20 protein-coding genes are annotated in these 21,398 nt (G+C 39.1%); 16 read left to right on the top strand and 4 right to left on the bottom strand.

Annotated elements, in window-relative coordinates; all coding sequences use genetic code 11:
• The 3 genes from HMPREF2988_RS04300 to glmM all read left to right on the top strand — a co-directional run.
• The coding region (locus HMPREF2988_RS04300) for a diadenylate cyclase (protein ID WP_176745197.1) at positions 1-424 on the top strand (424 nt) is incomplete at its 5' end.
• Positions 421-1,590, top strand: coding sequence for a CdaR family protein (locus HMPREF2988_RS04295; protein ID WP_024634879.1), 1,170 nt, complete (start codon positions 421-423; stop codon positions 1,588-1,590). The genes HMPREF2988_RS04300 and HMPREF2988_RS04295, both read left to right, overlap by 4 nt.
• Before the next feature lie 23 nt (positions 1,591-1,613).
• Complete coding sequence (glmM, locus tag HMPREF2988_RS04290) at positions 1,614-2,969, top strand: phosphoglucosamine mutase (RefSeq protein ID WP_002292085.1); 1,356 nt, start codon at positions 1,614-1,616, stop codon at positions 2,967-2,969.
• 338 nt (positions 2,970-3,307) lie between these two features.
• On the opposite strand, the gene HMPREF2988_RS13610 is transcribed toward glmM, so the two are convergent.
• Positions 3,308-3,919, bottom strand: coding sequence for a hypothetical protein (locus HMPREF2988_RS13610; RefSeq protein ID WP_002400282.1), 612 nt, complete (start codon positions 3,917-3,919; stop codon positions 3,308-3,310).
• 149 nt (positions 3,920-4,068) lie between these two features.
• Between HMPREF2988_RS13610 and HMPREF2988_RS04275 the strand changes: the two genes are divergently transcribed.
• Complete coding sequence (locus tag HMPREF2988_RS04275; RefSeq protein ID WP_070770110.1) at positions 4,069-4,899, top strand: helix-turn-helix domain-containing protein; 831 nt, start codon at positions 4,069-4,071, stop codon at positions 4,897-4,899.
• A 153-nt stretch (positions 4,900-5,052) separates the two neighbouring features.
• On the opposite strand, the gene glmS is transcribed toward HMPREF2988_RS04275, so the two are convergent.
• Positions 5,053-6,858, bottom strand: a complete 1,806-nt coding sequence (gene glmS / locus HMPREF2988_RS04270) for a glutamine--fructose-6-phosphate transaminase (isomerizing) (RefSeq protein ID WP_070770046.1) — start codon at positions 6,856-6,858, stop codon at positions 5,053-5,055.
• A 407-nt stretch (positions 6,859-7,265) separates the two neighbouring features.
• On the opposite strand from glmS, the gene HMPREF2988_RS04265 reads away from it, so the two are divergent.
• The 7 genes from HMPREF2988_RS04265 to yihA all read left to right on the top strand — a co-directional run bounded on the left by HMPREF2988_RS04265 (position 7,266) and on the right by yihA (position 13,921).
• On the top strand, positions 7,266-7,556 hold the full coding sequence (locus tag HMPREF2988_RS04265) for a hypothetical protein (protein WP_002297551.1): 291 nt from the start codon (positions 7,266-7,268) through the stop codon (positions 7,554-7,556).
• Between the two features lie 12 nt (positions 7,557-7,568).
• Positions 7,569-8,594 (top strand): signal peptide peptidase SppA, encoded by a 1,026-nt coding sequence (sppA, locus tag HMPREF2988_RS04260; RefSeq protein ID WP_002314847.1) that lies wholly within the window; start codon positions 7,569-7,571, stop codon positions 8,592-8,594.
• A 2-nt stretch (positions 8,595-8,596) separates the two neighbouring features.
• Positions 8,597-9,256 (top strand): RDD family protein, encoded by a 660-nt coding sequence (locus tag HMPREF2988_RS04255; protein WP_070770045.1) that lies wholly within the window; start codon positions 8,597-8,599, stop codon positions 9,254-9,256.
• A gap of 153 nt (positions 9,257-9,409) precedes the next feature.
• Positions 9,410-10,342, top strand: a complete 933-nt coding sequence (locus tag HMPREF2988_RS04250; RefSeq protein WP_070770044.1) for a hypothetical protein — start codon at positions 9,410-9,412, stop codon at positions 10,340-10,342.
• 153 nt (positions 10,343-10,495) lie between these two features.
• Positions 10,496-11,785, top strand: coding sequence for a trigger factor (tig, locus tag HMPREF2988_RS04245; RefSeq protein WP_070770043.1), 1,290 nt, complete (start codon positions 10,496-10,498; stop codon positions 11,783-11,785).
• 215 nt (positions 11,786-12,000) lie between these two features.
• Positions 12,001-13,251, top strand: a complete 1,251-nt coding sequence (gene clpX, locus HMPREF2988_RS04240; protein WP_002292068.1) for an ATP-dependent Clp protease ATP-binding subunit ClpX — start codon at positions 12,001-12,003, stop codon at positions 13,249-13,251.
• An 82-nt stretch (positions 13,252-13,333) separates the two neighbouring features.
• Positions 13,334-13,921: a ribosome biogenesis GTP-binding protein YihA/YsxC gene (gene yihA, locus HMPREF2988_RS04235; RefSeq protein WP_002297545.1), complete on the top strand. Its 588-nt coding sequence runs from the start codon at positions 13,334-13,336 to the stop codon at positions 13,919-13,921.
• A gap of 76 nt (positions 13,922-13,997) precedes the next feature.
• On the opposite strand, the gene HMPREF2988_RS13740 is transcribed toward yihA, so the two are convergent.
• Complete coding sequence (locus HMPREF2988_RS13740; RefSeq protein ID WP_002288488.1) at positions 13,998-14,153, bottom strand: SPJ_0845 family protein; 156 nt, start codon at positions 14,151-14,153, stop codon at positions 13,998-14,000.
• A gap of 136 nt (positions 14,154-14,289) precedes the next feature.
• On the opposite strand from HMPREF2988_RS13740, the gene HMPREF2988_RS04225 reads away from it, so the two are divergent.
• The 5 genes from HMPREF2988_RS04225 (at position 14,290) to HMPREF2988_RS04205 (ending at position 19,610) form a co-directional block, all read left to right on the top strand.
• Positions 14,290-15,618 (top strand): hypothetical protein, encoded by a 1,329-nt coding sequence (locus HMPREF2988_RS04225; protein WP_002314850.1) that lies wholly within the window; start codon positions 14,290-14,292, stop codon positions 15,616-15,618.
• A gap of 10 nt (positions 15,619-15,628) precedes the next feature.
• The gene (locus HMPREF2988_RS04220) at positions 15,629-15,838 is read left to right on the top strand and encodes a hypothetical protein (protein ID WP_070770042.1); all 210 of its coding nucleotides are present in this window, start codon (positions 15,629-15,631) and stop codon (positions 15,836-15,838) included.
• Positions 15,839-15,997: 159 nt separating this feature from the next.
• Positions 15,998-16,750, top strand: a complete 753-nt coding sequence (locus HMPREF2988_RS04215) for a DeoR/GlpR family DNA-binding transcription regulator (RefSeq protein ID WP_002297539.1) — start codon at positions 15,998-16,000, stop codon at positions 16,748-16,750.
• A complete protein-coding gene (pfkB, locus tag HMPREF2988_RS04210) occupies positions 16,747-17,661 on the top strand; it encodes a 1-phosphofructokinase (RefSeq protein ID WP_002297537.1) in 915 nt (304 codons plus the stop codon). The genes HMPREF2988_RS04215 and pfkB overlap by 4 nt, the downstream gene beginning before the upstream one ends.
• A 17-nt stretch (positions 17,662-17,678) precedes the next feature.
• The gene (locus tag HMPREF2988_RS04205) at positions 17,679-19,610 is read left to right on the top strand and encodes a PTS fructose transporter subunit IIABC (RefSeq protein ID WP_070770041.1); all 1,932 of its coding nucleotides are present in this window, start codon (positions 17,679-17,681) and stop codon (positions 19,608-19,610) included.
• A gap of 105 nt (positions 19,611-19,715) precedes the next feature.
• Here the strand turns inward: HMPREF2988_RS04205 and HMPREF2988_RS04200 are convergent, their stop codons facing one another.
• Positions 19,716-21,275 (bottom strand): ClC family H(+)/Cl(-) exchange transporter, encoded by a 1,560-nt coding sequence (locus HMPREF2988_RS04200; RefSeq protein WP_002340759.1) that lies wholly within the window; start codon positions 21,273-21,275, stop codon positions 19,716-19,718.
• Positions 21,276-21,398: the final 123 nt, after the last annotated feature.

Here is a 21,398-nt window from a genome sequence, read left to right as displayed (position 1 = left end):
AGATGAGTATATTGAGACAGGGATTGCTTTAGATGCAGATATCACTGGGGAGCTGCTGATCAATATCTTTATTCCTAATACACCGCTGCATGATGGTGCAGTTATTGTAAAAGAAGGAAAGATCGCAGTAGCAAGCGCCTATCTTCCTCTATCAGAAAGTATGTTGATTCCTAAAGAATTCGGGACTCGACACCGGGCAGCTGTCGGTATAAGCGAAGTCAGCGACGCGATCACCATCGTTGTCTCTGAAGAAACCGGGGACGTCAGCATCACGTTAGATAATGAACTGATGGCTGGCTTATCCCAGCAAGAATATTTGGCAATCTTGCGTAGAGAACTAATTGCTGAAGAGAAAACAAAAAATAAGAAAAACGTGATTCAATCTTTCCTAGACGGTATGACTAAGGGAGGGGATCGCAAATGATCTCAAAAGAGAAACGGACAAGTATTCTTTACAGTTTTATTGCATTGCTGTTCAGTATTGCACTGTACTTCAATGCAAATGGACAGTCCGTTCAAAACACGCTTTCTGGAAATGAAGCGTATAATCAAACAGTCACTGGTGTGCCAATCAAAATTTCTTATGATTCGCAACGCTATTATATCCATGGATATGAAAACACAGTGACGGTCAAACTTTCCAGTGCAAACCGAGTCCAGTTGAATGCAGAAGCAAACGAAGATACACGGATGTTTCGCATCACTGCAGATATCACTAAGCTTGGCGAAGGAACACATGAAGTTCCGCTGAAAATTCAGAACTTGAGCAGTGCTGTCACAGCAAAGATGGAACCATCGACTATTACAGTAACGGTTGAGAAAAAGGTGACAAAAGATTTCGATGTGGAAACATTGATCCCTTCAACGATCACACCATCTGGATATGAACTAGATGATACTTCCGTTAGTCCTAAAAAAGTCTCTATCACTACAGGTGACAAAACGTTGGCCGAAATCAAACGAGTAGTAGCTGATGTGGATGCTTCGATGGTCACGGATGATGGCATCAATAGTAAAGTGCCGATACAAGCGCTGAATGCAGCAGGAGAAATATTAAGTATCATTTCCGATCCAGTGCAAGTAACTGTGAAAGCTGATGCAATCAAACCAAGCAAAACGGTACGACTTTATGGGACGCAACAAGGAACACCGGCTGCTGGGGTTGAAAGCTATGATTTCAGTTTTTCAGACTTGGAAGCAGAAGTAAGCGGATCGAGCGATTTGCTTGCATCAATCGGCGACAGTATCGCTGTACCGATCAATGTCTCAGGAATCAGTCATCGAACAACTCGTAAAATCGAAATACCAGTAGAAGAAGGACTAAGTATCAAACCTAAATCAGTCAGTGTGGAGATTACACCCGTAATGCAAACGTCAAGCAGCAGTTCCGCTTCGACGAGCAGTCGGACACAAGAAGATACAAATACAAGTACAAGCACTTCGTCTGCTGATTCAGCGACGGTACCATCAACAACGACCATTTCTTCTAGTTCGGGATCTGCAACAAGCAGTTCATCCACAAGTACAGAAGAAACGTCACAAACAAGCGAATCAACACAAATGAGCAGAACAAATTCCTCGGAAAATTAAGTTAAAGGAGTAATTTTACAACTATGGGTAAATATTTTGGAACAGACGGCGTCCGCGGTGAAGCCAACAAGGAACTTACGCCAGAACTTGCATTTAAGCTGGGACGATGCGGAGGTTATGTCCTAAGCCAGCATGAAGAAGAAGGAAAACGCCCACGCGTACTAGTGGGGCGGGATACAAGAATCTCAGGTCAAATGTTAGAAGAAGCGCTGATTTCAGGACTTTTATCGGTGGGTATCGAAGTGTTCCAACTAGGTGTGATTTCTACGCCAGGTGTTGCTTATCTGACACGATTACAAAAAGCAAGTGCAGGAGTCATGATCTCTGCTTCTCACAATCCAGCGCAGGATAATGGAATCAAATTTTTTGGTGCAGACGGTTTTAAATTAGTAGATGATCAAGAACTAGAAATCGAAGCGTTATTGGATGCAGAAGTAGATGAATTGCCTCGTCCATCAGCTGATGGTTTGGGAACTGTAGAAGAATTTCCAGAAGGTTTATTAAAATATTCTCAATTCCTTGTACAAACGATCAATGGCGATCTTTCCGGTTTGACGATTTGTGTCGATGCAGCAAACGGAGCAACTTCAACAAGTGTCAATCGTTTGTTCGCTGATCTTGAAACAGACTTCTATACAATGGGCACAAATCCAGATGGTTTAAACATCAATGATGGGGTAGGTTCTACACATCCAGAACGTTTAGCTGAGATGGTCGTTGAAAAAGGAGCAGACGCTGGTCTAGCTTTCGATGGCGATGGCGATCGCATCATCGCGGTAGATGAACTTGGGAATATCGTCGATGGTGATAAAATCATGTTTATCTGTGCTAAATACTTAGCTGAAAAAAATCGCTTGAAAAAAGACACTATCGTTACAACTGTGATGAGCAACTTAGGCTTTCACAAAGCGGTAGAAGGAATCGGTCTGAAAGATGTCGTTACACAAGTCGGTGATCGTTATGTTGTAGAAGAAATGCGCAAAAACGATTATAATTTTGGTGGCGAGCAGTCTGGACACATGATTTTCTTAGATTTCAACACAACTGGTGATGGGATGCTTTCAGGAATTCAGTTGTTGAATATTATGAAACAGACGGGTAAAAAATTATCTGAGCTTGCAGCAGAGGTAACGATTTATCCGCAAAAATTAGTGAATATCCGCGTAAGTGATAAAAATGGTGCGATGGATGTTCCAGCAATTAAAAAAGTGATCGAAGAAGCAGAAGCTGAAATGGGATCAGAAGGTAGAATCCTAGTTCGTCCTTCCGGCACAGAACCATTACTTCGTGTGATGGCAGAAGCGCCTACCGATGAGAAAGTCAATTACTATGTCGATAAAATCGCGGCAGTAGTCAAAGAAGAAATTGGTCTAGATTAAGAACCTAAAATATAAGACAAAAAACAAAGACCAGTGACGGTTATTCGTCGCTGGTCTTTGCTTTTTCTTTTATTTAAAAACATATTGTGTAAGAAATATTATACCAATGTAAGAGATGAAAAAAATCAACATCACTAGTAAAATAGCACGTTTGGGCGCTCTATCTGCTTTTAATCCTATTTTTTTGTGGATATGATCAAGAATAATATAACTAGGAATTTGAGCCAATAGATAGACGTAATAATAGTTTTGCCCGTCCGCAATAAGGAAGTACAAAACAAGAGAAGCAACTATACTATCAAAAAAGAGAATAGACCAGCGTAAGAGCGTTAATTTTGTTACCATCGAAAATCATAGGTAGAACTCCAGCGTGCTTCAGTCAAGGTTATTCTACCAGTCCCTCTATTGCCGTTAGCATCTATTCTATCACGACAAAATCTGCTTCTTGATGCTATCGTATTCAATACCATGCCGGATAACAGAGCCGCAATAGCAACACCCACCCCTAGTAAAGTAGCTTTAGTAATGGCAGCAAGTATTCCGGAAAGTGCGACGCCAGCACTGCTTTGAACGAATAAAATATTGTAAGCAGTACGAACTGCTTGCTTACCGGCAGCTGTTTGATAAAAAATATTCCAACCCCCGTTTTGGATACGTTCGCCATAACCACTAGTCCTCATTTCTGCGCCTTCATATTTTTTAAGAAAATATTCTGCAAATGCTTTTGCCTGTTCAATGTTGTTTGTTCGGGTAATGGTTTCCAATGATCTTTTGAACGCAATGGATGCCATTTCTTTTTCCATTTCTTTATAACTATCATTTTTGTAAACATCAGGCTTGATAGTGGTAGTATCTAATTCAGAAGCAAGGGAGACGATTGCAGTAGAAGTCAGGACGAGTGAGGAAACAACAATTGTAGTGACAAAAATAATAAGCATTTTTCTTATCATAGGACAACCTCCATTTTGTTTTTGTTATAATATGAGTATAATAGTTTCTTTGTTACCCTTATATTTTATAATCATCGAATTGTTTTTGGTAGATTTGTTGCATAAGCTCACAAAAATTTTGGAGGGAGAAAAAATTGAGGTTTGGCGAAATGTATCGATATATAAGGAAAGGGAAAGGAATGACTCAAAAAGAAGTTTGTAATGATTTTTTAGATAGGACAACTCTTTCGCGGATTGAAAAAAATGAGACGGAGCCAAGGTTTGAAAATGCTTGTTATTTATTAGAGAGGATAGATGTATCTTTAGATGAATTTAGATATTTGGCAAATATAGAGAATAGAGATAATCGTACAAGGCTTATTGAGGATTTTTATTCTATTATTTCAAATACAGAAAGTGCACAGATAAGAAAGTTGTATAGACGATGTTTAGAATTTACATCTACTTGTTCAGATAAAAAAATAGAAGAAATCCTGTTGATTTTACGCTTGTATTTATCTGCTGATCCTATAGACTTTGATAAAACAGAATTCAAAGGGTTGGTGACTCCGATTTGGCAGCGGCTTTCAAAAATAGAGGTGTGGACATTAAGAGATATTCAAATATTTGCGATCATTTCATTTCATCTAGAAATCAGCACGTTAGAAATAATGTATCCGATTCTATTAGCTACGCTTGATAGATATAATCGATTGGATGTTGTCGATACAGTAAGGCTGACACTTTTGATGAATATCTCTCAAATATATATACAAAAAAATCTTGTAGAAGATGGCCGATACATGTTGAATCTAGCAAAAGATATTGCGAAACGAGCAAAACGAGCTGATTTTCTAGGCACGATCTTCGTAAGATTGGGGTACTGCCAAAACGATACAAAATTAATGCAAAAAGGGTTTGATTTACTTGAAGTAGTTGAAGAAACGGAATTAAAAGCCAAATTATTAAAGGAACTCCAATATTATAGACAGAGAAAGTGAACGATTTATTGAAACGAGGTTTTAAAAAGTAAACGGGAAATAAAGTAAAAATACCGAACACTAAAAATCAAATTTTTTGGTGTTCGGTACATACTATGCTTTTATTTTTTTACAAAAGACTGCAAAAATCAAATGATTTCCCGTACAGAAACGTTACTCAACTGTCACTGATTTCGCCAGATTACGTGGCTTGTCAACGTCAAACCCTCGTAACAGTGTAGCGTAATAGGCAAGTAATTGAGTCGGTACGACTGTGGCAAGAGTAGACAGATAAGGGTGGACTGCTGGCAGTACTAATTGGTCATTTTCCTTTTCTAATCCTTCTGAGACGATAACTAATGTTTTAGCACCACGGCTTTCGACTTCTTTCAGATTACCTCGAGTATGCGCGCCAGTCACTTCTTCACTGATGATTCCGATCACGGGTGTTCCTTCTTCAATCAAAGCAATTGTTCCGTGTTTCAATTCACCAGCAGCAAAACCTTCTGCCTGGATATAACTGATTTCTTTCAATTTCAAAGCGGCTTCAAGAGAAACGTTGTAGTCTGCCCCGCGTCCGATATAAAAAGCATTTCTTGTGTCACTGAGGTATTCTGCAGCCAGCTCCTCTAAATAATCTTTCTGGGCAATGACCGATTCCATCGCATTTGCGACTAAACTCAATTCATGAGTGATATCGAACGAAAGAGAAGTTTCTACTTCTTTTTTGTCACCGATAGCTTTGGCTAATAAAGTCAGTACTGCTATTTGTGCAGTATAAGCTTTCGTTGATGCTACTGCAATCTCAGGTCCGGCATGCAACAATAGGGTGAAGGACGCTTCTCGCGAAAGAGTAGAGCCAGCAACATTTGTAATCGTAAGTGAAGGATAGCCAAGACGGTTGATTTTTACCAGCACTTGCCGACTGTCCGCTGTTTCGCCACTTTGACTCAAGAAAATAAAGAATGGTTTTTTTGAAAGAAGAGGTGTGTTATAGCCGAATTCACTAGCTAAATGAACCTCGACAGGAATCTGTGTCAATTCTTCCAAAGTCTGTTTACCAGCTAATCCCGCATGGTAACTAGTTCCGCAAGCAACGATGTAGATTCGATCGCTGTCAGATAATGTATCGATCAGTTTTGGATCAAGAGGGACCCGATTGTCTTCTGTTACGTATTTTTGAGCAATACGGCGCATGATAATAGGCTGTTCGTCGATTTCTTTCAGCATATAAAAAGGATAGGTGCCTTTCTCGATATCTGAAGCATCTACTTGCGCTTCAAATGAAGAACGTTCCATAATGTCGCCCGCAAAATTTTGGATAATAATTTTGTCTGATGTAACGGTAACCATCTCTTCATCTTCGACCTCGACGAATTTCTTCGTATGAGCAAGCATAGCCATTGCATCGCTGGCAATCACATTGAATCCATCACCAAGTCCGACTAACAATGGGCTTTTGTTTTTTGCTACATAAATCACATCAGGTGTTGTACGATCAATCAAAGCAAAAGCATAAGAACCTTTGATGACGCGCAAAGCTTTTAAAAATGCCTCTTTTGCCGTCATATCCTTCGCAAAAGTTTCAATCAGATGAGCGATAATCTCAGTATCTGTCTCACCGATAAAGTGATCATCTGTTAAATAAGCATTTTTAAGTTCTTCGAAGTTTTCGATCACGCCATTATGGACGAGCACGAAACGTCCGCTTTGTGAAGTATGTGGATGGGCATTTTCCTCAGATGGTTGTCCGTGGGTTGCCCAACGTGTATGGCCGATGCCTATATTTCCTGTAGTATCAGAAGTTATTCTATCTTTTAAATTTTGGATTCTGCCTTGTGCTTTGACTAAATGATCTGTCGTGCCATCTGAGACAAAGATGCCAGCTGAATCATAACCGCGGTATTCCAATTTTTCTAGCCCGCCAATCAATCCTGGTGTTACATTTTTTAATCCAATCATTCCAACAATTCCGCACATAAAAAACATCCTACTTTCTATAATGAATTCGTATGAATGCTTCCAGCTGCAGGAAAATCCTTTTGTTTTATCTTTGCAGATACTTTTTGTGGATCTTCTGTAGAGTGCAGTCCCTAGGGTCATCCGCCGAATCTTTCGATAAACCCTCTCCTCGTCATCTGTTTACACAGACCAGGCGCTATCCTAAAAGGTATAACTATTCTCCTTTTTTGTTTTTTATCTGGAAACATTTAAAATCATACCCTTTTGCGAATGTTTTTGTCAACAAAAAAAGAATAAAAATAAATTGGTATATATCGAATTGCTTTTTGGATGTGCGTTTTGTGTCAAAAAATAATCGGTTTTTATCTATCATCTTTTTCAGGAGTTCGGTACAATAGAAAGTAATAGGATGAAGGAGGAGAAAAATGGATTCAAAAATTGAAATCATGACACTTGGAATGTTAAAAAAACAATTGTCCGAATTTGAAGCATCAGCTGGTGTATCAGATGATACAAAAATATTTTTAGATACTGGTTGGGATAGCATCCAGGAAATCGCACCTGATGCCTTGGAAGTTGTCCAAGCGCGAGAGTTTACGGTAGAAGATGAATGGACAAAAGAATCATTTTCCGGGTATGCGCGTGAAGAAAAAGCAGAGCGGTTCGACGCTTCCGAGCAGTCAGAAACTGTAATCGTCATAAAAAACTTGTATTAGAAAGGAGAAAGAATGAATAAAAAACGTTGGGCAGCAGTTCTGATTGCTGCGGGATTATTTGTGGTTTCGTTAGTTTCGGCGAGTTTGACTAAGCCTCAGGAAAACAATCAAGTCGAAGGGTTGAACAGTTGGTTATACGGGGATGAAGAGTTAGTACCAAATGTGTTGGAAGAGGGAGACAGTACGCAAAAAATCGTAAAACTAACAGTAGATGGTACGATTGCTGCAGGAGGATCTTCTGGTTTATTTGCTTCTGAAGGCTATAACCATGAAAATTTCATGGAACAACTGAAAGCTGTGGAAGAAGATCCAACAGTCAAAGGAATCTTTTTAGAAGTAAACTCTCCTGGCGGCGGTGTCTATGAAAGTGCGGAAATCGCTAAGAAATTAGATACGATCCGTAAAGAACATGATATCCCGATGTATGTCAGTATGAAAAACATGGCAGCTAGCGGTGGTTACTATATTTCTGCTCAAGCAGATAAAATCTTTGCAACCGAAGAAACAGTGACCGGTTCAATTGGTGTGATCATGTCAGGATTGAATTATTCAGGCCTTTTAGAAAAACTGGGTGTGGAAGACACAACAGTGAAAAGTGGCGCATTGAAAGATATGGGTTCAGGAACACGCCCAGAGACAAAAGAAGAGGAAGCAGTGCTTCAAGCGTATATTGATAGTGCGTATCAACGATTTGTAAGAATCGTTAGCGAGGGACGAAATAAATCTGAAGAAGCAGTCAAAAAAATAGCAGATGGAAGGATTTATGATGGTGTCCAAGCAAAAGAAGTAGGTTTAGTCGATGAATTGGGATTCCCTGAAGACGCCTTACAAGCTATGCGAAAGGAACAAAAGCTTGAAGATGCTGAATTAGTAGAATATTCCTCCGCATCATCTGGATTTGCCAGCACATGGTTAGGGAGCAAACTGGCAGAGTTCCAAGGATTGAAATCTTCTGAAACTAGTCAGATCCTATCAATACTTGAGAATCTCGGAACTGCAGAATCACCAAAAGCAATGTATTATTACGGAGGTGAGTAAGCATGACGGAACTTCCAAACGAAAATAAGGAACAAGGAAGAGAGAGGCAACAGCAGCCTGCTGTGGGACCTGATCCAAGCTTTTCCCAAAAGGTGCTGAGCTCTTTTGAAAGAGAACCGATGACGTCAGAAGAAATCAAAAAGAAACAACGGAAATGGAAAAAGTATACTGACACAAAAAATGAACCACCAAAAGCAAATGATTTTCCTCATTATTTCTATGCAGGTTTTTTGATCCGAATGTTTGCCTTCTTGATCGATCTTTTGTGTATCGGAGCTATTACACGTTTAACACTTGGTATTGCCAAAAATCTAGGTTGGCTGAATTTTTCAGATTCGTATTTGAGTCTCTATGGATTCACAGCATTACTCATTTATTTAGCGTATTTTGTTTTATTGACGAAACTCAATCATGGCCAAACGATTGGGAAAATGATCTTCGGTATTCGAGTCATCAGTTTTGGTGAAGAAGAACTTAGCTGGTCAACTGTTTTAGTTAGAGAAGGTGCTTGTCGGTTCATTCTAAAGTTTCCTTTGCTGATGTTAGGGTATCTTCCAGCAATCTTTAATCAGAAAAAGCAGCATCTGGGAGATCTTTTCACTAATACAAGTGTCGTTACGATTAATCTGATCAAAGCATTCAACCAAGAAGTTAACAGCTGATGATCTATAAAAAACAGTAGTTTGAAGCATCTTCTAAAAGTCAGATTAAAAATCTAGCTTTTAGAGGATGCTTCGATTATTTTTGATTGTCATGCTTTTTTTGTTTTGCTACTATTGAACATGAGCTGAACATAAGCAAGAGGAGGACACTGCGTGAAGCCGATTGATTTTCCAGAAAAATATGAGAATTTAATGCGAGTGGCCCAACAAGCACTAGCAAACCAGCAATATCAGCAGGCAAAAGAACTATTTCAACGTGCTTACGAGTTGAAAGAAAGCTTTGAGGCTAACAGCCTGCTTGTTTTTTGTCTTTATGAGTTAGACGAGAAAAAAGAAGCGTTGAAACAAGCACTCTTACATGAAAAACAGTATCTTCAAAACGAGGAGTTTGCTGAATTTTATTTTGACTTGTTAATCAGCGCACAAGATTTTTTATATGCTAGAAAATTGATAGCAAGTACAGATTTTTATGAATCTTTTGAGCAGCGTATCATTGAAAAAATCCAATTTGCAGAAGAATTGTCCGGACAAATGGAGAGGCAAAAAGTCAAGGCACTTCATAAAAAATCGGAGGAACTTCCTTCATTGGAACCAGCACGTCAGCTGTCGTCTATCGAGGAGATCGAACAGCTTCCTTACCATGAGTTTATCCAAACAGCGAGTAAACTGATTGTATTACCAGAGGTCCATATTTTAGCGAGGGCAAAATTGCTGGAGACACTCAGGCAATTGAATGAATGCAACCCTGTTTTCTATTTGACGATTGAAGAAAAACTAGTCAAAGTCATACCCAAAGATTTGCCTAAGCCACAGCAACAGTCAAGTTATCGACAATTGTGTGTGTTATCAGACCACTATGGGAATGAAGATGCGCTACTTAGTTCGGTGTTGAAAGAAGAATTTACGTTGCAATCTGCAATCGTTTATCCTGTCTATGATACATACATTGAAGACCCGAGGCGTTGGTTTCAACTGACTGTAGAGGCATGCACAGGAAAAACGATGTATGATGGTACGGAAGATGAAAAACAAGATTTTTTTAAAAAACGAGAGAAAATTTTGCAGCAAATGATCTTCTTCCATTAGATTTTATCAGTGAAAAAGATAAAAATGTTATGAAAAACAAGGATTCTACCCATTCAATATGTTTACAATTTGAAAGGGTTAGTGTACTATTTAAAGGTATGCATGAAACGTTTTTGATGTATAAAATGAATTTCTAAACTCGGAGGGAATTAAATGACTGCAACATTTGAAAAAAAAGGCACGAATGATGGTGTTTTAAAATTTACGATTGCGCAAGACGAAATCCAAAAAGGATTAACAACTGCGTTTAATAAAGTGAAAAAAAGCTTGAACGTACCTGGATTCCGTAAAGGGAAAGTTTCTCGTCAAGTATTCAACCGTATGTACGGTGAAGAAGCTTTATATGAAGATGCATTGAATGCTGTATTACCAGAAGCTTATGAAGCTGCTGTCAAAGAAGCTGGCATCGACCCTGTTTCTCAACCAAAAATCGATGTTGAAAGCATGGAAAAAGGTCAAGACTGGGTAATCAATGCTGAAGTAACAGTGAAACCAGAAGTAAAATTAGGTCAATATAAAGATCTAGTTGTTGAAAAACAAGACCGTGAAGTAACAGATGCTGACGTGGATGCACGTATCAAACGTGAACAAGAAGCACAAGCTGAATTAGTTATCAAAGAAGATGCTGCAGCTGAAAATGGCGATACAGTAGTAATCGACTTCGAAGGCTTTGTAGATGGCGAAGCGTTTGATGGCGGAAAAGGAGAAAATTACTCACTTGAATTAGGTTCAGGTTCATTCATTCCAGGATTTGAAGATCAATTAGTTGGTCATAAATCAGGTGAAAGTCTAGATGTAAATGTAACTTTCCCAGAAGATTATCAAGCAGAAGATCTTGCTGGAAAAGAAGCAGTCTTCAAAGTGACAATCCATGAAGTAAAAGCAAAAGAAGTGCCTGAATTAGATGACGAATTCGCAAAAGATGTGGATGACGAAGTATCAACATTAGACGAATTGAAAGAAAAATATCGCAAAGAATTAGTAGAAACAAAAGAAAAAGCAGCGGACGATGCAAAAGATGAAGCAGCAATCCGTATGGCTGTTGAAAACGCAGAAATCGTTGAATTGCCACACGTGATGGTTCATGATGAAGTACATCGTTCAATGGACGAATTCTTGAACAACATGCAACGTCAAGGTATCTCTCCTGAAATGTACTATCAATTAACTGGTTCTACAGAAGAAGACTTGCATAAACAATTCGAAGGTGAAGCAGAAATGCGCACAAGAACAAATCTTGTGATCGAAGCAATTGCAGCTGCTGAAAATCTTCAAGCAACAGAAGAAGAAATCAATGCAGAAATCCAAGAATTATCAGAAACATACAACATGCCAATCGAACAAATCAAACGCGTGTTGACAGAAGATATGCTGGAACATGATGTGACAATGAAAAAAGCAATCGAATTGATCACAGGTACAGCGACAGAAGCAAAAGAATAGAAAGTAAGTAATAGAGGTCATGAAATAAGGGACTGTGACATGTTTGTTGTCACAGTCCCTTATTTTTTGTTAAGCGTGAAAATATACAAAGATATAGGTCAATCGATCCTTTGTTAAACACTTTTTCTTTTTACTAAACTATGTTATGATAGTAAAAGACTGTAAAGTCTCTGATAGTTTCTTGCATACTTTTTGCAAGTTAAGGGGTGAAGACCATGTATGACAATCCAAGTAGCAATGAGACCGTACGCTGTTCTTTTTGTGGGAAAACCCAAGAAGAAGTGAAAAAAATCGTAGCTGGTCCAGGGGTCTACATCTGTAATGAATGTATCGACCTATGTAAAGAAATCATTGATGAAGAATTTTATGAAGAAGCTGTACGCGAATTCACTGAAGTCCCTAAACCACTAGAAATTCTTGAAGTATTGAATAACTACGTGATTGGACAAGATCGCGCAAAACGCTCGTTAGCTGTCGCTGTATACAATCACTACAAACGTGTCAATCAGCAAGCACAAGAGAACACAGATGATGTTGAACTACAAAAAAGCAATATCTGCTTGATCGGACCTACAGGGTCAGGGAAAACATTTTTGGCACAAACATTAGCAAAAACGTTGAATGTACCTTTTGCAATCGCAGATGCGACAAGTTTGACAGAAGCTGGTTATGTGGGTGAAGATGTAGAAAACATTTTACTTAAATTGCTCCAGTCTGCTGATTACAATGTGGAACGTGCAGAAAAAGGGATCATCTATATTGATGAGATCGATAAAATCGCACGTAAAAGCGAAAATGTATCCATCACTCGTGATGTTTCCGGTGAAGGTGTCCAACAAGCCTTGCTGAAGATTCTAGAAGGAACTGTTGCAAGTGTTCCGCCTCAGGGAGGACGTAAACATCCACATCAAGAATTTATCCAGATCGATACGACGAATATCTTGTTCATCGTAGGTGGGGCGTTTGATGGTATCGAAACAATCGTGAAGAACCGCATGGGCGAAAAAACGATTGGATTTGGTACGCAAAACCAAAAACTTTCTGAAGACGAAAGCGTCATGCAGCATATCATTCCTGAAGATTTGCTGAAATTCGGATTGATTCCTGAGTTTATCGGACGATTACCTGTTATGGCAGCTTTAGAGAAATTGACAACAGATGATCTGGTACGGATCTTGACTGAGCCAAAAAATGCGTTAGTCAAACAATATCAAAAACTTCTTTCTCTAGATGATACCGAACTTGAATTTGAACCTGAAGCATTGAGAGCTATTGCGAAAAAAGCAATCGAACGCAACACTGGTGCTCGAGGTCTTCGTTCTATCATCGAAGAAATCATGATGGATGTGATGTTTGATATCCCTTCAAATGAAAACATCGAAAAAGTGATTATCACCAAAGAAGCAGCTGAATTGTCTGGTGAGCCAACAGTGATCTATAAAGATTCAGAGAAAAAAGCGGGTTGATGAGAAGAGGCTGCCGTAAAAGTCATTTTGGCTTTTACGACAGCCGCTTGCTTTATTCATCACCTTTTTAAGGAGAGAGACCATGAAAGTCCATCAAGCTGAAATCATCATAAGTGCAGTGGCACCAAAACAATATCCAGAGACACAATTGCCGGAAATAGCTCTGGCAGGGCGATCAAATGTAGGGAAATCTTCTTTTATCAACACGTTGATTGATCGAAAGAATTTAGCACGTACTTCCGGTAAGCCTGGAAAGACCCAGACCTTGAATTTTTATTTGATCGAGAATGCGTTGCATTTTGTCGATGTTCCAGGATACGGGTATGCAAAAGTATCCAAAACTGAACGAGCAAAATGGGGAAAGATGATCGAGACATATTTAACGACCAGAGAACAACTACGTGCGGTCGTTTCTTTAGTAGATCTGCGCCATAAGCCTTCTCAAGAAGATATCCAGATGTATCAATTTTTGAAGTATTATGATATCCCTGTGATCGTTGTTGCTACTAAGGCAGATAAGATTCCTCGCGGTAAATGGAACAAGCACGAAAGCGAGATCAAAAAAGCATTGGATTTTGATCGTAATGACACATTTATTCTTTTTTCTTCCGTTACAAAACAAGGGAAAGAAGAAGCATGGGCAGCAATAGAACAAGCAATCGAATCATAAAAAGAATAAAAAAGACTTACTAGCCAAACTCTTCCATAAAAGTTTGGCTAGTAAGTCTTTTTTTGCAGAACTTATCTTACTTTTGTTTCTTGTCTTTTTTCTTTTCGTTTTGTGGCTGCGGTTTTAGAAACCGATCGATTTCTTCTTTTGGCGCAACTGTTTTTTCCGGATCGACAGCAAATGATTCGAAAAGTTTATCTAAATTGTCTGTACGTTCAAATTTCAATCCCATCGCGAACACCTCTTTGTTCCTTTTTTACTTAGTTTACCATGTAATACCTAAAATTGGTTTCTAAGACAAAAAGTTTTAGTTTTTCTTTATCATTCGTTATAATTAAATTATAAAAAGATTTGAAAGAGGTGAGAAAATGATTGGTGAAGATAAATTATTAATGACTATCCAGCTCACAGACTTAAATGAGGAAGAAAAAAAACAGGAAATAAGCGATTGGGCTGTTTTGACACGTCTGTTGATCCAGCCAACATTTATCCGCTCTTTCGCTCAACAAGCGGAGCCGTATGATCTTAGGAAACTGCAAGAAAAAATAATGCTCGCATCGGTAAGAGACGAAAGCTGGTTAGTTGTAGGGAATGACGAGAACGAGTGTAGTTTTCGTTTGGAAGGCAATCAATTGTTGATAAAAAATGTATTGGCTATCCCTGTTTTCAAAGAAAACCAGTTTTTGATTCGAGATTTCATTCAGAAAAAAATGATTGCCCATGGTGTGTTTGCTTATATGAGAGCTTATAGCGAGTTTATCTATCACAATACAAAACAGATTCCCCAGCGGCTGCTGTTTGAGACGATGGATGAAATCGAGCGTTTACCTAAAATGAAACAGAAAAATGGCGACGTAGTAGTGGATTGCAATCAATTTCCAGGCTACGATCTTTTTTATCAAGGCTTATGTTTTACCTCATGTTGGGAAATGTATTACAGTCACTATTACCATCAGATCATCCCCAAACCGATTTTTCTCGATACACAACAAGTAGAAAAAGTGAAAGAATTAGATAACGAAGTCATATATATCCAGCTTTATCGAGACCCATTCAATTGGCAAAAAACAAACAATCAGCTATTCCAATCCTATTTTAGAGACCAGCTTGGGTTTGACCACCTTGCTTGGGATAACGGCGTGGGATTGCTGAAACCACCATTTGTTGAATACATTTATACTGATCATACGATTCAATCTGTCCAGTATCAAAATGCGCAGATGCAACCTGTTCCCAAAAAAAATGCCTCGTTCTTTGTAACGAAAAGTTATGATATTCAAGGAGGAAATTATAAAGAAAGACGTGTTCGCGGAACACTGAATGCCCAGGCGTATTTTCCTTGGGTTGACGAGAATCGCGCGCGAATGATGTGCTATAAGATCATCGATCCGACTGTTGCTTTGGACAATGGAATCGAAGCGTATTGTTATTACATCAGGGAATATCTAGAAATAGAGGTAACAGATGAGAAATATCAAGATTATCTTTTATCATTAAGAATCTATGTTCCTTCTGAAGCACTGCCGGATTTACCGTTAAAGGAAATCAAACACAGACTCACTGATATTGCCTTCAAACGAATAAAGAAAAAACGGCGAAGTGTCCAATTTGATGTCAAGAAAGGCGAGAAGCATCTGCGTGTGCAGTTTTTAGATTATCGCGAATTAGAACAATTGATTACTTTACAAAAAATATGAGGTGAAGAAAATGGATAAACAACTTTATTATCGAATAATGGTTCCAGCATCATTATTATCCGTCTGTCTCTTTTTTGTTCCTAATTTTCCTATTCGATCAGTCATCGGTTTCTTGGTCATGTTTGGTGGGATGGGACTTTATTATTACCTTCTTCATAAGGAAAGAAAACCTGCTTCTGTTTATATGAAAAAAACAAGAAGCGTAAATAACAAACGATAAAACAGTTTGATAATAGTCAAATAAAGTAGGAAACCAGTCAAAAAAAGACTGGTTTTTTATTTTTTTGACCGATTTATAATTTTTGTGAACGATTTTGACTGATTTGTATTGCGAGTCTAAAAAAAATATGCTATTATTTGTATTGAGGTGATCGTGAAAATGCTTACAGAGGAACGCAGACAAAAAATACTAGACTTGCTTGAACAGCAGAAAATCGTGAAATCACAAGACCTTGTAAACCTTTTGAATGCTTCAGAATCAACGATAAGGCGTGATTTGCAAGAGTTGGAGAATGGTGGTTTTCTAGAAAGAGTCCATGGCGGCGCTAAGAAAGAGCAATTATTGAATTTTGAGCAGAATATGAGTGAAAAATCACTCAAAAACGTTCATGAAAAACAGCAGATTGCCAAATTGGCAGCTGAAACCATTAATGACGAAGATGTCATCTATTTAGACGCTGGCTCTACTACTTTAGAAATGATCCCTTTTTTACAAGGAAAACAAATCACAGTGGTGACAAATTCCGTTCAACATGCGGCAAATTTAGTTGATTTGGAGCTTGCTACGATCATTTTAGGTGGAACGATCAAGCTGTCAACCAATGCTGTTTTAGGATCTAATGCGATAGAACAACTAAAACATTTTCATTTCAATAAAGCGTTTATGGGAATGAACGGTGCGCATATCGAGCAAGGATTCACGACTCCGGATCCAGAAGAAGCAGCTGTTAAACGTTTAGCCATGAAAAATTCTGAAGAGACCTTTGTATTGATTGATCATACTAAATTCAGCCAGTTGTCTTTCACCTCTGTTGCACCTTTGGAAGCAGCCACGATCATAACCGAGCGTTGTCCATTAGAATTCATCAATGAATTCCGTGAAAAGACAACAATTAAGGAGGCAATACAATGATTTACACAGTAACACTTAATCCATCAATTGATTATATTGTACGCGTAGATGGGTTAAAACTAGGTGATTTGAACCGGATGAAAGAAGACTTCAAATTGCCTGGAGGAAAAGGGATCAATGTTTCCCGTATTTTGAAACGGATTGATTCTCAATCTACAGCACTAGGGTTTTTAGGAGGATTCACTGGCGAATTTATTTCGAAGTGGCTTGAAAAAGAACAAATCAACTCTTTGTTCACACACGTGCAAGAAGATACAAGAATCAATATCAAACTAAAATCAGATACTGAAACTGAAATTAACGGTTTAGGTCCAGCTATTTCAGACGAAGAAATCAATGAATTGAAGCAAGCGCTAGGGACAGTAGAACAAGGAGATATCGTCGTATTGTCAGGAAGCGCGCCAGCCAGCCTACGAAAAGGATTTTATCAAGAACTGATTGATATCATTCGAGAAAAAGGTGCAGATTTCGTAATCGATACAACAGGTGATGATCTAAAAAATGCACTTGTTAAGAAACCGTTGTTGATCAAACCAAACAATCACGAATTAGCTGAGCTTTACAATACAACCTTCCAATCTGTAGAAGAAATCATTCCGTATGGAAAAAAATTACTAGCTGAAGGGGCACAGAATGTGCTGATCTCAATGGCTGGAGACGGCGCTTTGCTCTTTACAGAACAAGGAACTTATAAAACGAATGTATTGGTTCGCCCATTGAAAAATTCAGTAGGTGCAGGGGATTCAATGATCGCCGGTTTTATTGGTGCTTACAGTCGGACAAAAGATCCGATCGAAGCCTTTAAATGGGGAGTTGCTTGTGGAAGCGCAACGGCTTTTTCTGATGACTTGGCAGCTCGCGAACTGATTGATGAGTTATTGCCAGAAGTTGAAATCACAAAAATTGATTAGTTTCAAGGAGGATAATCATGAATATCAAGGATTTAATGGTCAAAGAAGCAATGATCATGGATTTGCAAGCGACTGATAAAAAAGGCGCGATCGATGAAATGGTCCAAAAAATGTTTGATGCCGGCCGGATTTCCGATATCGACACATATAAAGAAGGAATTCTAGCTCGTGAAGCACAAACCTCTACAGGTCTTGGTGACGGAATCGCCATGCCTCACGCGAAAAATAGTGCAGTCAAAGAAGCAACAGTTTTATTTGCAAAAAGCCAAAAAGGTGTAGATTATGAAGCATTAGACGGACAGCCAACTTATCTGTTTTTCATGATCGCAGCTCCAGAGGGCGCGAACGACACACACTTGCAAGCATTAGCAGCACTATCTCGATTGCTGATTGATGCAGATTTTGTAGCGAAATTAAAAGAAGCAAGTACACCAGAAGAAGTCCAAGACTTGTTCCAAACAGCTGAAGAGCAAAAAGAAGCAGAAGAAAAAGCAGAACAAGAAACACAAGTTGCTGAAGCTTCTGCTCATCCAGAAAGAAAATTCGTTGTTGCCGTTACAGCTTGCCCAACAGGAATCGCTCATACTTACATGGCAGAAGATGCTTTGAAGAAAAAAGCGAAAGAAATGGGAGTGGAGATCAAAGTCGAAACGAACGGTTCAGAAGGGATCAAAAACCGTTTGACTGCTGAAGACATCGCTCGTGCAGAAGGCGTGATCGTTGCAGCAGACAAAAAAGTAGAGATGAACCGTTTTGACGGAAAAGAATTGATCAATCGTCCAGTCAGTGATGGTATCCGTAAACCAGAAGAGTTGATCAATCTAGCCCTTAGTGGTACTGCACCAGTATTCCATGGTGACGGAAAAGAAAATAGTTCAGAAGAAGGAAACGCGGATGGTACTGTCGGACAAAGAATCTATAAAGATTTGATGAATGGCGTATCACACATGTTACCATTCGTTATTGGTGGAGGAATCGCTATTGCTCTTTCTTTCATGATTGACCAATTTATTGGCGTGCCGCATGACCAGTTATCGAATCTGGGGAACTACAATCAAGCTGCTAGCTGGTTCAACCAAATCGGACAAGCTGCATTTGGGTTCATGTTACCGGTATTAGCTGGATTTATTGCTTCAAGTATCGGCGACCGCCCTGGTTTGATTGTTGGATTTGCTGCTGGTGCATTAGCTAATACAGGTGGCGCAGGATTCTTAGGCGCACTGATTGGTGGATTCTTGGCTGGTTATGTCATCGTATTTTTACGTAAATTATTCAAGAACTTACCAAAATCATTGGATGGAATCAAAACGATCCTCTTTTATCCAGTGTTTGGCTTACTGATTACTGGTTTCCTGATGTTGCTGGTCAATGTCCCTATGAAAGCAATCAATGATGCATTGAATGGTTTCTTGACAAGTATGAGTGGTTCGAATGCTGCTTTACTTGGTGCATTATTAGCTGGAATGATGGCGGCAGATTTAGGCGGTCCAATCAACAAAGCCGCTTATGTATTTGGTACAGCAACTTTAGCTACGACTGTTGCCACTGGCGGAAGTGTTGTGATGGCTTCTGTTATGGCTGGAGGGATGGTCCCTCCATTGGCGATTTTCGTTGCTACACGTTTGTTCAAAAATAAATTCAGCAAAACAGATCAAGATGCTGGTTTGACGAACATCGTGATGGGACTTTCGTTTGTCACGGAAGGATCGATTCCATTTGCAGCAGCTGACCCGATTCGTGCCATTCCAAGTTTTATTATTGGTTCTGCTTTAACTGGCGGATTAGTCGGTGCTTTCGGAATCAAATTACTGGCTCCTCATGGCGGAATTTTTGTTGTATTCTTACTGAGTCACCCAATCATGTATTTGGTGTTTATTGCTATCGGAGCAGTCGTCTCTGGTGTGATTTATGGTTTATTGAGAAAAGCTCCTGCAGTAGCAGAAGCATAGAAATAAAAAGAAGAGACTGGGGAAATCCAGCCTCTTCTTTTTTTGTAGAGTCAAAGTAGTATAGATGAATAGTTGTTGTGCCATAAAATAGTTCTTCCCGGTTCGTTAAAATGATTGCTTCAAATTTGTGATCGAAGATTTTGCCTCGATTTCTTGCTTGATTCTTGGTAAGTTTGCTTCATCAGTCAAGATTACCAAAATATCTCCTACATTCATGATCGTATCACCGTGAGTCAAGATTTCCTGATTTCCTCTGCGTATAGAGATTAGCAGCATATTTTTAGGCCAATTGAAGTCCCGCACCATTAATCCGTCTAAAGAACTCTCTGCCGTTACTGGAAAATCAAAAGTTGTCCTGGCACCTTTAAGAGCGGCGGTCTGATTATTTCCAAGTAAACGTTCCAACAATGATTCGTAGATCGGATTCCCTCCGAGAAGATCATTGACGATATAAGCAACAAGAGCAGCCAACCCTAAAGGCATCAGATGATTGAGAGAGCCAACCATTTCTGTCACTAAAATAATTGCTGTCAGCGGTGCTTTCCCAATTGCTGTGAAATAACCAGCCATGGCAATCACGACGAAATCCTTGATGTAGATTGGATCCATCCCGAAATCAACCATGATGTTTCCATAAAAGCTACCGATTAAAGCACCCAATGTCAATATCGGAAGGAAAATCCCTCCTGGAAGACCACCACCATAAGAAATCATGGAAAAAACGAATCGAAGAACAAACAAACCGATAATCATAATGATTGGCAATGAAGCATGTCCAAAAGCTAAAACGATTTGATTGCCTCCGCCTAGCGTACTAGGCCATAAATAACCAATCGGCAAAATCAGCAAGAAAGGAACGAATCCATGAAAATAAGCTGGTAAAGGCAATCGGTTGTAAAATTTTGGCAATGCCAGCAGGACCTTTTGATAAATAAAACCTAAGACGCCTAGAAGTACGCCTAATACCACCAAAGAACCATAATATTTCAACGGCAAAGAAGGAAGATCCCCTAGATATAAAACTGGTCTTAAGCCAAAAAAATAAAGAGAGACAAAGTTAGCCGTGATGGCCGCAGCAAAAGATGTCAGCCAAACAAGAGGAGAGAAGGAGTGATGGATTTCTTCTAAAACAAAGAGTAATCCTGCGATAGGAGCATTGAATGCTGCTGCAAGTCCGCTACTTGCTCCGCTAGAAATCAAAATCTTTTCTTCTGAAGATGGACTCCGAAACAATTGTCCAGCTCCTTGTCCGATAGCTGCGCCAAGCTGTATAGAAGGGCCTTCTCGACCTAGAAAAAGTCCTGCGCCAACTGAAAGTACACCACCAATGAACTTTTTCCATAAAACAGAGAACCAGTTCATTGATAATTCCCCTCGAAGCTGTCCTTCTACTTGTGGAATCCCGCTTCCTTTGATATCCGGTTCATTTTTGACCAGATAACCCACAAAAAATGCTGCAAGGATGCAGCAAATAGCCATGCCAACTAAGTAAATCGGCTGTTCCCGACTTATTTCATAGATACTTCGAACAAAATCGCCTAACTTTTCGATTGATAAACGAAACAGGCTAACCACGATTCCTGTCAGTAGTCCAACGAATATTCCTTTTAGAATAAAATATATCTGAGTTTTATCTAATTTCTTGATTTTTCCTTTTTTTTCCATTCAAACGCCTCGCTTTCTTTTAATTTAGCGCGAAATCAACGAATTGACAAGGAGAAATCCATAAAAAGAAACAAATGATTTTGAATTAGCTAGTTTAATGAAAGCCAAGAAAATGCTATAATT

It is taken from the genome of Enterococcus sp. HMSC061C05, assembly GCF_001814765.1.
Classification (GTDB): domain Bacteria; phylum Bacillota; class Bacilli; order Lactobacillales; family Enterococcaceae; genus Enterococcus_B; species Enterococcus_B lactis.
Note: the sequence above shows the minus strand (reverse complement) of the source record. Positions and strands in the feature narration are given on the sequence as shown.